The following is an 11,855-nucleotide window of genomic DNA, read 5'->3' on the forward strand; positions in this document are numbered from 1 at the left end:
TTGGCCCGTGAGGGCTACCCATGCAGTGCCCGATAGGCGGCCTCCGCCGCCGGATGCAAGGGGACACCGGCCGTGTTGATTAACGTCTCCGGGCTAAGGAATTGCACGCCGGTGCTGGATTTCGGAACCAGATCCTGGGCTTGTTCCACCAACAGCTCCACAGTTTGCCGAACAACATGGTCCGCCAGATCGCTGCGGCACAGAAGAAGGTTCGCGACGCCGACGGTCCACACAGCCGGCGCGTCCCCGTAGCTGTTGGCGGGGATGAGGACGCGGTCGTAGAAGAACCCGGACTGAGCCCGCGTGGCCGGAATGAGGTCGGAGAGGTCAAGCAGCCGGACGCCGAGGTCCCGCGCCGCGGCAGCGATGGGTGCCGTAGGTACGCCTCCCGACTGGATCATGACGTCGATGGACCCGTCCTTCAAGGCAGCCAGAGCTTGGTTCAAACCAAGGTTCACCTGCTTCACAGCCCGGTCCGGCTCAGACAGTCCCGCGGCCGCAATGATCCGACCGGCCGTGAGCGTTGTCCCCGAGCCCACTTCGCCCACGCCCGCAGCCTTCCCTGCCAAGTCAGTAAAGGTGCGGATTCCGCTGTCCTCCCGCACCAGGCAGTGGACGTAGTTCTGGTACACCTTCCCAAGCGCCACCAACTTGCTTTCGGGCTGCGCTGGCTTACCGGCGGGCGCGGCTGCTTGGGCTGCTGCGTCGGCCAGCGCGACGGCGAAGGTCGCCTCGCCGGACAGGACCCGCTGGATGTTCTCCAGACTGCCGCCAGTGGTCAATGCGACGGCCCTTCCGGCGACGCGCTCCCGCTGCAGCAGCGCCGCCAGGAGGGTGGCGAACTCCAGATAGAAGCCGCCGGCTTCACCACCGGCGACGGTGAGCTCCTGCAGGGGTTCCTCCGGAGTGCACGCGGCGGTGGCCGTGAGCAGACTGCCGCCCAGGCTAAGTGCGACGGCGGTTTGAAGGACACTCCGCCGGGACATGACAGGGAACTCAAGCATGACCGTCCTCCCGTGGTCGTGCGAACTCGAGACGGGCAGTGAGCCCGTGCGGCTCGCGCGATTCCAGGACCAACTTCGCGCCATTTGCTTCTGCCAGCCGCTCCACGATGGTCATGCCCAGCCCGTTGCCAGGGATACTGCTGTGCTGCGGCGCCCGCCAGAACCTGGTGGTGGACGCGGCGAGCTGTTCGGCCGGGAGGCCGGGACCGTCGTCGGAAATCTCGACGGCGGTGCCTCCTTTCGTAGCTTTGATGGCCACGGTAATGCGGGCACCCGGGGCGTACTTGATGGCATTGGCGAGGAGTTCGCCCACCATGTGTGCGAGTTCGTCGGGGTCGCACACGATCGGGCTGTCAGACGGTGGGCCCACCAACGTCAGCTGTGCCCCCGCAAGGTGAGCTGCCGGCGTCGCCCTTTCCACTTCGCCCTGAAGGACCGGGAAAGGATTGGTGATGCCCAAACGCTGGTGCCCTGATTCCTGTTCCGCACGGGCAGACCCTTCAGAAGCCCAGTGTTCAGCGGTAGCCAGCTTCAGCACGCCTTCGAGCATTTCCTCAACCCGCTCAAGTTCCGCCACCACGCCGGCCGCAGCTTCTTTCCCGGGTTCCGATCGCAGGGCGAGCTGCAGCAGATCGATGCGCAGGCGCAGCGCGCCAACAGGGTTACGGAGCTGATGTGAAGTATCGGCGATGAGCCGGCGCTGTGACTCCATGCTTTCGGTCACGGTATCTGCCATGGCCGTGAAGGACCGGCTCAGCTCGCGGAGCTCAGGCGGACCGGCCTCGGGAAGCTGGCTGGTCTTACCCGTGGCTTCGAGCTCGTGGACTGCCTTGCTCAGTCTGTGGACCGGCCGAAGAACCCAAGCCGTGATGCGGGACGCCGCCACCAGGAGCAGCGCACCCAGCGCCGCCGCGGCAAGTCCAACCACGAGCCACCGCTCGCGTAGTTTCTGCCGCGCGGCGTCGAGGTTGACTTCAACAACCACTTCGCCGAGGACCTGGCTCGCTGTGCCGAAGGGCCTGGAAATGATGTCGTTGCCGGTCCCGAAGGCGCGAATGGGGTTCAGCGTGGTGTCGCTGAGGTTGAGACTCGCCCGGTTGAGGGCGTCGCGGACCTCGGGCTGGTCCTCGCTGAGGCCGCCGGAGCGGATCTTCTTTTCTTGAAGCCGGATCAGGATCCCTTCACCATAAAGCTCGGAATACCGGTCCATTTCCCGTTGCAGTTGAGTTGTGTTGTTGTCCTCTGCGGAGTCGCTGGCCAGCTGCGCGAAACGGTTAAGGGCTGCGACACGGTTGATCTGCAGTTCCTGGGTGAGCTCTCGGCTGGCCGATGTGAGGATCACGCTGGAAACCGTCACAACGATGACCACCACAAGCAGGCTCAGGATGGCCAGAACGCGGACTTTCACGGTTGCTCTACGCGGTAGCCGACGCCTCGGACGTTGATGATGAATCCGGGAAGCTGGAGCTTGGACCTGAGGCCTGTGAGGTGCACGTCCAAGGACCTGGAGTGTGCCAGGAACGCGTCACCCCAAAGCGCGTCCAGGATCTGCTCCCGGGTCACCACCGAGCCTGCGTTCCTGACGAGGAGGCTCAGGAGGTCGAACTCCGTTGCGGTCAGGGCCAGTTGCCTTTGGCCCACGGATGCCAGGCGGCGGTCGAGGTCCACTTCCAGTTCTCCGAGGACTATGTTGTGGGGTGCTGTGTTGCCCACCCTGTTGGTCCGACGCGTCACGGCTTCGATCCTGGCGAGCAATTCCACGAGCTTCACCGGTTTGACGAGGTAGTCATCCGCTCCGGATCGGAGACCCAGCACCACGCTGCGTTCGTCGTCGCGGGCAGTCAGGATCAGGATGGGGATCTGTGTGACCTGGCGAAGTTTCCGCAGGACGTCCAAGCCATCCAGGTCCGGAAGGCCGAGGTCAAGAAGGATGACCTCGTGCTGGCGGTGAGCGAGCAGCGCATCCTCCCCGCGGGAAACCCGGGTGTGCTTGTGGCCGGCGGAGGCGACGGCTGCACTCAAGGCCGACGCCATGGCGTCGTCATCCTCGACGATGAGCACGTGCACTGTCATGTCCTTTGGCTTGCCGTGGGCTGGTCCGCGGGGCTGGTCCGTTCGAGCTGGTTGGGCCAGTCCGTAGGGCTTGTCCGCTACTAGAGCTTAACGTTGTGAGGCCCGCTCCGCGCCCTTCGGAGTATCCAAAGAGCGCAGAACGGGCCTCACAAGGCGCACAGATCAGGCGCAGAAACAGATCAGGCGTTGACCAGGTCCTTCTTGTCGTCGTCGTCCTTCGCAGCGCCCTTTGCGGTGCCTTTCGCCACGAAGGCGTGGCCCTGCTCCGCATCCAGGTGAGTCGACTTCTTGTTTTTCAGCGCGAAGATGTAAACCAGCAGCGAGATGAAGATCGCGGCGGTGACGTAGGTGAAGAACAAATCCACCTGGCCCGACTTCTGCAGCGCAGCTCCAATCAGTGGAACGGTGCCGCCGAACAGCGAGTTGGCAATCGCATAACCGAGTCCAACGCCGAGTGCGCGGATGGATGCCGGGAACAGTTCAGCCTTCACCAGCGCGTTGATGGACGTGTAGCCGCCCACCATCAGCAGGCCACCGAACATCAGGAGGAATGCCACGAACGGGTCCTTGGTTCCAGCCAGTGTGGAGAGCAGCGGCCACGTGAACAGTACGCCAGTGACGCCGAACCAGATCAACAACGGCTTCCGGCCGATCTTGTCCGAGAGCATGCCATACACGGGCTGCAGCAGCATGAAGATGAACAGAGCCCAGAAGTTGATGACGGAGGTGTCGGTCTTGGCGATGCCGGACGTATCGTTCATGAACTTGAGGATGAAGTTGGTGTACGTGTAGAACGCCACGGTGCCACCCAGGGTGATGCCGATGCAGATCAGCAGCGGCTTCCAGTGCTTGGTGAACAGCAGCTTCATGGTGCCAGGCTGCGCTTCACCCTCAACCTTGACGTGTGCGGCGCGGAGTTGGTCTGCGGAAAGAGTCTCTTCCATCGAACGGCGAAGCCAGAGAACAACCAACGCAGCAACGCCACCCAAGGCGAACGGAATGCGCCAACCCCACGCCGTCAGGTCTTCCTTGCTCATGGTGTTCTGCAGGATCACCAGCACCAGGAGGGCCAGCATCTGGCCGCCGATCAGCGTCACGTACTGGAAGCTGGAGAAGAAACCGCGGCGCTTGGCCGTTGCAGCCTCGGACATGTACGTAGCGCTGGTGCCGTACTCGCCACCCACCGAGAAGCCCTGGATCATGCGGATAAACACCAGCAGGATCAGAGCCCAGAGGCCGATGACGTCCTGCGTTGGCAGGATCGCGATGGCGAAAGATCCCGCCGACATCATGGTCACGCTGAGTGTCAGCGCAGCTTTGCGGCCCTTACGGTCGGCGTAGCGGCCGAAGAACCAGCTGCCGATCGGGCGCATAAGGAACGACGTCGAGAAGACCGCCATCGCCTCAAGGCCTGCCTGCAGATCGTCCGAGGAGTTGAAAAAGTGCGACTGGAAATACGCCGCAAAAGCGGTATAGACATAAACGTCGAACCACTCCACGAGGTTGCCCGCGGAGCCCTTGAGGATGTTGCTCACGGCCTTGCGTGTCTGGGCGGCTTCGCTCAGAGGTGCAGCTTGTTGGGTGCTCATCAATGAACCTTCCTGGACGGCAGCGTTTTGCAGCGGCCGTGTCTTGCATGAGTTCGTTCTGTCCATGAAGCTCGTGCTCATGGCGTCCTTGCGCATGGCTCTTCGTCGACTAAGAAAGGCCCTCCAGGGTGAAGAGGACATGTTCCAAACTATGGGTGATGCACGGCACAGCCCTAGTCCGCGGGGGATTTCCTAACACTTCCTTAGGTTTCGGCTTGAGTTTGGTGGGACCCCAACCCGCGAACGCCAAGGCTCGACGGCGGCGGCTCGGCTACGCGGCACGACGCTCTCTCACATCACCCGGGTTTGGCTGCGTCGCTCTCTCAGGTCCCTCGGGTTTGGTTGCGTCGCTCTCTCAGGTCCCTCGTGTTTGGTTGCGTCGCTCTCTCAGTAGCTTTCGGGAACGGCCGGAGTTATCTTCGTGGCATGGGCGCAGTTCTTCGAACAGCTCGCGTAATGCTGCAGGAGGCAGCGAGGATCCCGCTGCCGCCAGGACAGGTTGTTGGCCTGGTGCTTGATGAAGTCCTCAATCGCCTGCGCCCCGCTCGCGTCGCAGAGCCCAATGCCCGGCTCAAAGCAGCCGGTGTTGGCTTGGCATTGGTTGGCGCGGGGATCGCCGGGTGGGCAGTCGCGGAGCGCCGGCGTAAAACGACCGGAAACTTTTCCTTGGGCCACCCCGAGGACCTGGTCACCAGCGGACCCTATGCCCTGAGTCGCCACCCAATGTACCTGGGGTGGTGGCTCATCCATGCGGGAGTTGCAGTCAACCGAGGTTCTGCTTGGGCTGTGATGACTTTGCCTGCTGGAATGCTGGTGGAACACCTTGGCGCGCAGTGGGAAGAGTCTGCGCTCCAGGAGCGGTTTGGCCAGTCCTACGCAGACTATGAGAGGGATGTTCCCCGCTACGTCGGATCGCCGGCGTGGTTGATTCGCGCCAGCTTCCAGACAGCGAGGCGGCCAACGCCGGCTGCGAAGGCGATGGATAAAGGGAAGGTCCATGCGGAGGAGCTCCAAAATCCTCCGAAGGGGACGCAGATGATCGCCCCGGCCGCGAAGAATGCGGCTACATGAACCCACTGGTTGCGGATGCTTCGCAATGCCACCCCCAAAGGCCAACCGACAGCTGTCCCCACGACGCCGATCGGGATGATCCCTATGATCATCGCCGTCGCCGTCATGGTCATGGTGTAGCTGGCTTGGCTTGGGTTGAGGTTCCAGGACGGAATGGCCCAGGAGAGGAAGAACACCGCGTCAGCCACGACGATTCCTACAACTAAGCCTTTCCAACCCAGCACCACCCGGTCCTTCGGGCCGTAACGCCAGCCTCCGGTTGGGCGTTTTGTTGCCAGCGCGTACTCATCTTCGTCGGTCCATGGTTCCTGGCTCACGATTACCTCCGAGTGATGTGAGAGAGCGTTCGGCTGAAGGGGCGGTTAGGTGAGAGATGGTTTGGCTGAAGGGGCGGTTATGTGAGAGAGCGTGTGGGGTTCGCGATCTGGTTGAGGGCGCCTGCCAACGACGGGTACTCAAACGTGAAGCCGGCATCGAGCAGTTTTCGGGGCTCCACCCATCTGCTCTTCAGCACCAACTCCGTTTGCGTACGGATCAGAACGGCTCCGGCCTCAAGCAGCCACGCTGGCGTCGGGATGCCAAAGGGGACACCCATGCTCCGTCGAACCAGGGCCATCAGCTCCCGGTTGTCCACGGGGTAGGGCGACGCTGCGTTCACCGGACCCGTCACTCCGGGATCCGCGTGGATAAACACCACCGCCCGGAACAAGTCCTCCACATGGATCCAGCTGAACTTTTGCGTGCCCGGGCCCATGTGTCCACCCAGGCCAAGCCGGGCCAGGTTACGGAGGGGGCTCATGACCCCGCCGGCCCCCAACACGATCGCAATGCGCAGCGGCACCTTCCGCGTAGCCGGCACAACAGCAGCCGCTAACTCATCCTCCCAAGCCCGGGCTACGTCCACGGAGAACCCGCTGCCCAATTCGCCCGAGACCTCCGACTGTGGGTGATCTTCGGCGTGCCGGTAGATGGTTCCAGTACTCGAGTTGATCCACGTCCGGGGCGGTTCGGCGCAGGCAGCCACAGCCCGGCCCAATGCACGTGTGGTCAGAACGCGGGAGTCCAGAATCTCCCGCCGGTGCTTCTCGTCGTAGCGGCAATTCACAGACCGTCCGGCGAGGTTCACCAGCAGCTCGGCGCCGTCCAGCACTTTGGTGATGGCGCCGTCGTCGTGCCATTGCGCGTCCGCCGAGGCGTCCCGCCCAACGGTCCGGACCTGCCACCCCTCGGCAATGAACCGCTGCTTGAAGTAGCCTCCAATGAAGCCGGAAGCACCCGCGATCACCACCGTCCGCGACATCATGACTCTTCCTTGACACTGCGCACGAGCCCCAGGACGTCGTCGAACACCTTGCTGACACCGGGAATCTTCGCCAGCGACAGGCCGCGCGCCACCAGCGGGGCAGCGCCGTCGATAAGTTTTCGTGTCCGGCGCTGGTCCTCGGATTTGTCGTAAACCCAGAACAGCGCGACGCCCATGTACGCCAACCACAGCAGCTCAGGCAGGTCGCCGCGCAGTTTCTTGGCGACGGCGGGAGAGGAACCTTCGACGGCGGAACGGAAGATCGCGAGGGAAGCCTCGCGGGCGGCGGTGGACGCCGCGCCGAACGGATTGACGGGCGACGACGGCCGGATCGCCGTCGCGATGAAATCGGAACCGAACTGGTGGTACGGCGCCATGACGTCGACGCCGGTGTGGAGCACTGCTTTCAGGCGCCCCGCGAGATCCTGAACCCCTTCGAGGGCCTGCGCCGCAACCACGGCGTGCTCATCCTGGACTTGGATGTACAGCTCCTGGACCAGCTCGTCCTTGGAAGCGAAGTAGTAGTAGGCGTTGCCGACCGAGACTCCGGCCTCCTGTGCAATGGCGCGCATGGTGGTCTTTTCGAAGCCGACTTCGCGGAACATCTTCAGCGCAACATCGGCCACCAATTGCCGGGTCTGTTCACTCTTTGCTGCCACCAGCTGCTCCTTGCGTGAATTTTGAACGTGTTCAAGAACGAGTATGTCACTTTTCTGAACGTGTTCAAAACGGCGACGGGATGGTGGGAGGTGAGAGAGGGCTGCTCGGAAGCGCGCGGGATGTGAGAGAGGGTCCGTGGTGGGAGAATGGAACCGGTGCCGGGCCCGATGCCCCACCAACCACAGTGCTAATACAGCGGGGCAACCTCACTATGGGGGCCTGCGCGAACCACTACGAAATGGATGACCCATGCCCTCGCCCTCCGGCTCCAGTACTTTGAGCAAGCCCGCTCCGCGCTTCGCTTCGATCGGCTCCCCGTATTTCGGCATCATGCTGGCCATCATGGCCGTGGTGCTGATCCTGTCCAACATCGGCGCGTCCAAGGGCGTCGTGCTTGGCCCGATCATCACTGACGGCGGGTTCTTCCTGTTCCCGCTCGCCTACATTCTGGGCGACGTCATGAGTGAGGTCTACGGCTTCAAGGTGGCGCGCAAGGCCATCATCACCTCGTTCGCGCTCTCGGTGTTCGCATCCCTTTGCTACTGGATCATCATCGTGCTGCCCGGCTTCAATGACGAGTATGGAACCGCCAAGCAGGCTGCCATCGAAGGTGCCTTGGGCCCGGTTCCGCTGATCGTCCTCGGTTCGCTGCTCGCTTTCCTGGCCGGGCAGACCATCAACTCCTGGATCCTGGTGAAGATGAAGGCCCGCACCGGCGAGAAGTCACTGTGGGCGCGCCTGATGGGCTCATCGGTGGTGGGTGAATTCGTGGACACCCTGATCTTCTGCAGCATCGCGGCGTCGGTCATTGGCATCACGGACTTCGGCTCGTTCCTGAACTACGTCCTGGTGGGCTTCGTCTACAAGACCGCCGTGGAGTTCCTGTTCGTCCCGGTCACAGTGCTGGTTGTTGGCTGGATCAAGAAGCGCGAGCCGAGCTACGGAGTCGTCGCGGCGTAGGCTTTCGCCGAGTTCGCCGGAAGCGTGTGAGGTCGCCGCAAGATTCCGCACGCTCACGCATGCTTCCGGCGAACTCGACGCCTAGGAGTAGTACCGGCCCAGAGTCTCCGCCTTGAACTCAAGGAAGTCCCCGGATTCGATGGCGAGGCGGGCGTCGTCCACCATCTTCACCACAAAACGCTCGTTGTGGATGGAGATCAGGGTTGCCGAGAGCATTTCCTTGGCCTTGAACAGGTGGTGGATGTAGGCCCGCGAATAGTTCACGCAGGTGTAGCAGTCGCAGCCGTCCTGCAGGGGCCCGAAGTCGGTCTTGTACTTAGCGCCGGACAGGTTGAACCGGCCGAACGGCGTGTAGAACGCGGAGTTCCGGGCAACGCGGGTGGGGGAGACGCAGTCGAACGTGTCGGCGCCGTTCTCGACGGCCGTGAAAATGTCGTCCGGCTCCGAGATGCCCAGCAGGTGCCGGGGCTTGTCCTCGGGAAGTTCCTCGTTGCACCAGCGGACGATCGTGCCAAGGTTTTCCTTCTCCAGCGCCCCGCCGATGCCGTACCCGTCAAAGGGCATGGCGCCAAGGTCTTGGCATGCCTTGCGGCGCAGGTCCTCGTACTGGGCGCCCTGGATCACGCCGAACAGCGCCTGGTACGGCTTGCCCACACGGGATGAGGTCAAGCGAGCGTGCTCCTCCAAGCACCGCAGCGCCCACAACCGGGTCCGTTCAAGCGACTCCTCCTGATAAGCCCGTGAGTTCTGCAGCGTGGTGAGCTCGTCGAAAGCGAACATGATGTCCGCGCCGATCTGGTGCTGGACTTGCATGGAAATTTCGGGGGAGAAGCGGTGCCGATCCCCGTTGAGGTGCGATTTGAACCAGACTCCGTCGTCGTCAATGTGCGCCAGCCGCTCCTTGCCGGGCGCTACTGCGTCGTCGGGTCCTGAGCTGTCCACGTTCTTCATGTCGATGACTTTTTTGAACCCGGAGCCGAGGCTCATCACTTGGAATCCGCCCGAGTCTGTGAAGGTAGGCCCGGACCAGTTCATGAACGCGCCCAGCCCGCCCGCGGCGTCGAGGATCTCAGGTCCCGGCTGCAGGTACAGGTGGTAGGCGTTGGCCAGGACAGCCTGCGCGCCGAGCTCGGCGATCGACTCCGGCAGCACTGCCTTGACGGTTGCTTTGGTCCCGACGGCGATGAACGCGGGCGTCTGGATGGTCCCGTGCGGCGTGGTGATGGTTCCGGTGCGGCCCAGGAAAGCGCCGCCGTTGGCGTCCACCTGAGAGTCCGACGGCGAGCACGTTTCCGTCAGGCGCTTGCCCACCGAAAAGGAGAACTCGGATTGCCGTTGGGACAAACCGGGCAGCGCAGGAGAAGAAGCAGGAGCAGAAGAGGAAGCTGGCACGCTACCAAGTGTGCCAGCTTTACCGCGGGTAACTTGCCCAAAAACCTCTACGAACCGTAGTTCTCAGCCTTCCAGTTGTCCCACGAGGACCGGATGTCAGCCAACGTGTGGGCTCCCAGATCGTAGGTGGAGGCAATCACCATTGACCCGCCGTCGGGCCTTTTTTCCGGAATCGGCAGCTGCTCCGCGACGATCAGCAGTCCGTCCCCATGCTCGGCGTAGCTGTGCACGGTGAGGCCCACCTGGTGGCGGCTCTTGAACCAGACCTTGCCGGAGATCTTCTCGCCGGTGGCGAGTGTGAGTGAGTACTCCTCCCCAACAGGCGGCAAATCCCCGAGTCCCAGCTTCTCAATCGCCGGCCCGCCCTTGCCCGGAAGAGAGATGAAGTGCGTACGTCGGTGCCCGTGGGGGTGCCGTTCCAGCGCGAAGCGCAGCTGGTGCAGGAACGTGAGCCAGCCCTGGGTGATGTCCTCATCCCACTCGGCCCATTCCGAGTTGTGGTCGAGGGCGGCCCTGGTGACCCGCACTTCGGTACCACCGGAGACGGGGTGGAGCTCAAAGACATCGCCGCCGTTGACGGTCAGGCTCGTATGATCGGGCCCCTCCACAACATCTGTGTTGAAGTAGATCTGTTTGATTTCGTCGTTGAGGTCATCGGCTTCCCAGCCGTGCCATTGGGCTACCAGCGACGGTTCACGCAGCATTGTCCAAACCTGCTGCGCGTCGGCATTAATCACAACGCTCAGATTGTTCGTCATGGCCCCGAATCTACCGCCGTTGGCGCCCACAGAACAGGGCTTGATATTCCCGAAATAGCGTTACGCGCGCACCGACTCGAGTTCATTGCCGATCCGCCGGGCCAGCTCGTCCTCGTCGATGGTCTTCGATCCGCCGTGGGCGCGCAGGAACATCAGCGCTTCGAGCCGCAGGAACCGCCATTCGCGCTCGGCTTCGTGGTTGCCGTTATCGATCGCCCGGAAGATTTCTTTGTCGTACAGGTTGGGTTCGTTCAGCGAGCGCTGCCGGACCCGGGCATTGATCCGGGCTTTGAAGGGGTCTTCTTCCTGGGACTCGGGCGCGCGCAGCAGTTTCTCGTAGACCGCGGCTCGTTCGCTTTGTCCGGCCTCGCGGCAGATGAAACTGGACAACGCCAGCGCCCGCTCGATGGACGCCCAGCGGTCCAGGTTTCCGTCAAACGGCAACACATTCAGCAGGTCGGCGACGGTCAAGGCGTGGTCCGGATCGCGCAGCACGATGCACAGGTCAAAGGCGAGGTCACTGAGGTCCCGGAGGCAGCTTCCGGACTTCGTGTTGATGCCCTTCGCCAGCCGTTCTGCCAGGACCTGCACCCCGTTCTTGCCTTTGTGGTTGGCGGCGGCGGCACGGACTACGGCTTCGGGTGTGCCGTCGGGCTCGGGGATGAGGGCGAGCTCTTCGGCGGTGGGGCCGGTGTACGCCGGCGGCGTCTCCGGGCGGGGAGGAACCACGACGGCGGGTCCGGCGGGAGCCTCGGCGTCGCCTTCCGCGGAGGTGCTGGAGTCCGCGGCGCTTGGGATGGAGCCTTCGGCGTCGGCCGGAACACCGTCACCCACAGGAACGGTGGATCCAACAGCGATCCGCACCGTGCCGCCGTCGACCAGTGTCACCAGCAGCAACGCGGCAAAGCCGTAATCGTCGTTTTCCACCTCAACGGCGGCGATTTCCTCGGCCGGCCCGTCGCCGGGTGGGAACACAAAATCCCCGGGCTGCAGGTCCCCAGCCTGCTTTTCCTTGTATTGCTGTGTGGCTGGGCTGTGAGTCATC

At 63.1% G+C, this 11,855-nt stretch carries 11 protein-coding genes and 1 pseudogene; 2 read left to right on the forward strand and 10 right to left on the reverse strand.

The window, feature by feature from the left end:
- Window positions 1-14: 14 nt before the first annotated feature.
- The 4 genes from ARUE_RS03490 to ARUE_RS03505 all read right to left on the reverse strand — a co-directional run bounded on the left by ARUE_RS03490 (window position 15) and on the right by ARUE_RS03505 (window position 4,666).
- Window positions 15-1,004 carry a TAXI family TRAP transporter solute-binding subunit gene (locus ARUE_RS03490; protein ID WP_014920741.1) on the reverse strand — a complete coding sequence of 330 codons (990 nt, stop codon included), beginning with the start codon at window positions 1,002-1,004 and terminating at the stop codon, window positions 15-17.
- Window positions 997-2,412, reverse strand: coding sequence for a sensor histidine kinase (locus tag ARUE_RS03495; RefSeq protein ID WP_014920742.1), 1,416 nt, complete (start codon window positions 2,410-2,412; stop codon window positions 997-999). Before ARUE_RS03495 ends, ARUE_RS03490 begins: the two co-directional genes overlap by 8 nt.
- Window positions 2,409-3,071, reverse strand: a complete 663-nt coding sequence (locus ARUE_RS03500) for a response regulator transcription factor (RefSeq protein ID WP_011773479.1) — start codon at window positions 3,069-3,071, stop codon at window positions 2,409-2,411. Before ARUE_RS03500 ends, ARUE_RS03495 begins: the two co-directional genes overlap by 4 nt.
- 185 nt (window positions 3,072-3,256) lie before the next feature.
- The gene (locus tag ARUE_RS03505) at window positions 3,257-4,666 is read right to left on the reverse strand and encodes an MFS transporter (protein WP_043471009.1); all 1,410 of its coding nucleotides are present in this window, start codon (window positions 4,664-4,666) and stop codon (window positions 3,257-3,259) included.
- A gap of 456 nt (window positions 4,667-5,122) precedes the next feature.
- Here ARUE_RS03505 and ARUE_RS24590 point away from each other — a divergent pair.
- Window positions 5,123-5,476 (forward strand): annotated as a pseudogene (locus ARUE_RS24590) (methyltransferase family protein); the annotation flags it as partial.
- Between the two features lie 92 nt (window positions 5,477-5,568).
- On the opposite strand, the gene ARUE_RS24595 reads toward ARUE_RS24590, so the two are convergent.
- The 3 genes from ARUE_RS24595 to ARUE_RS03525 all read right to left on the reverse strand — a co-directional run bounded on the left by ARUE_RS24595 (window position 5,569) and on the right by ARUE_RS03525 (window position 7,699).
- Complete coding sequence (locus ARUE_RS24595) at window positions 5,569-6,054, reverse strand: hypothetical protein (RefSeq protein ID WP_014920745.1); 486 nt, start codon at window positions 6,052-6,054, stop codon at window positions 5,569-5,571.
- A gap of 77 nt (window positions 6,055-6,131) precedes the next feature.
- Window positions 6,132-7,040: a TIGR01777 family oxidoreductase gene (locus ARUE_RS03520; protein ID WP_014920746.1), complete on the reverse strand. Its 909-nt coding sequence runs from the start codon at window positions 7,038-7,040 to the stop codon at window positions 6,132-6,134.
- Window positions 7,037-7,699, reverse strand: coding sequence for a TetR/AcrR family transcriptional regulator (locus ARUE_RS03525; protein ID WP_011773483.1), 663 nt, complete (start codon window positions 7,697-7,699; stop codon window positions 7,037-7,039). Before ARUE_RS03525 ends, ARUE_RS03520 begins: the two co-directional genes overlap by 4 nt.
- A 250-nt stretch (window positions 7,700-7,949) precedes the next feature.
- Between ARUE_RS03525 and ARUE_RS03530 the strand changes: the two genes are divergently transcribed.
- Window positions 7,950-8,660, forward strand: coding sequence for a queuosine precursor transporter (locus ARUE_RS03530; protein WP_011773484.1), 711 nt, complete (start codon window positions 7,950-7,952; stop codon window positions 8,658-8,660).
- Window positions 8,661-8,741: 81 nt separating this feature from the next.
- Here the strand turns inward: ARUE_RS03530 and tgt are convergent, their stop codons facing one another.
- From tgt to ARUE_RS03545, 3 genes are read right to left on the reverse strand one after another with little or no spacing between them, the layout of a single operon-like run.
- Window positions 8,742-10,052, reverse strand: a complete 1,311-nt coding sequence (gene tgt / locus ARUE_RS03535) for a tRNA guanosine(34) transglycosylase Tgt (protein ID WP_014920747.1) — start codon at window positions 10,050-10,052, stop codon at window positions 8,742-8,744.
- A gap of 47 nt (window positions 10,053-10,099) precedes the next feature.
- Window positions 10,100-10,810, reverse strand: coding sequence for an SRPBCC family protein (locus ARUE_RS03540; protein WP_011773486.1), 711 nt, complete (start codon window positions 10,808-10,810; stop codon window positions 10,100-10,102).
- Between the two features lie 60 nt (window positions 10,811-10,870).
- Complete coding sequence (locus ARUE_RS03545; protein WP_011773487.1) at window positions 10,871-11,854, reverse strand: DUF6707 family protein; 984 nt, start codon at window positions 11,852-11,854, stop codon at window positions 10,871-10,873.
- Between the last annotated feature and the right edge of the window lies 1 nt (window position 11,855).

Origin of the sequence: Arthrobacter sp. Rue61a (assembly GCF_000294695.2) — a bacterium.
In the GTDB taxonomy this organism is placed as follows: domain Bacteria; phylum Actinomycetota; class Actinomycetes; order Actinomycetales; family Micrococcaceae; genus Arthrobacter; species Arthrobacter aurescens_A.

Coding starts and splice junctions, on each gene's coding strand:
- ARUE_RS03520 (WP_014920746.1), bottom strand. CDS start 7,040: ATGATGTCGCGGACGGTGGTGATCGCGGGTGCTTCCGGCTTCATTGGA.
- ARUE_RS03545 (WP_011773487.1), bottom strand. CDS start 11,854: ATGACTCACAGCCCAGCCACACAGCAATACAAGGAAAAGCAGGCTGGG.
- ARUE_RS03490 (WP_014920741.1), bottom strand. CDS start 1,004: ATGCTTGAGTTCCCTGTCATGTCCCGGCGGAGTGTCCTTCAAACCGCC.
- ARUE_RS03540 (WP_011773486.1), bottom strand. CDS start 10,810: ATGACGAACAATCTGAGCGTTGTGATTAATGCCGACGCGCAGCAGGTT.
- ARUE_RS03530 (WP_011773484.1), top strand. CDS start 7,950: ATGCCCTCGCCCTCCGGCTCCAGTACTTTGAGCAAGCCCGCTCCGCGC.
- ARUE_RS03505 (WP_043471009.1), bottom strand. CDS start 4,666: ATGAGCACCCAACAAGCTGCACCTCTGAGCGAAGCCGCCCAGACACGC.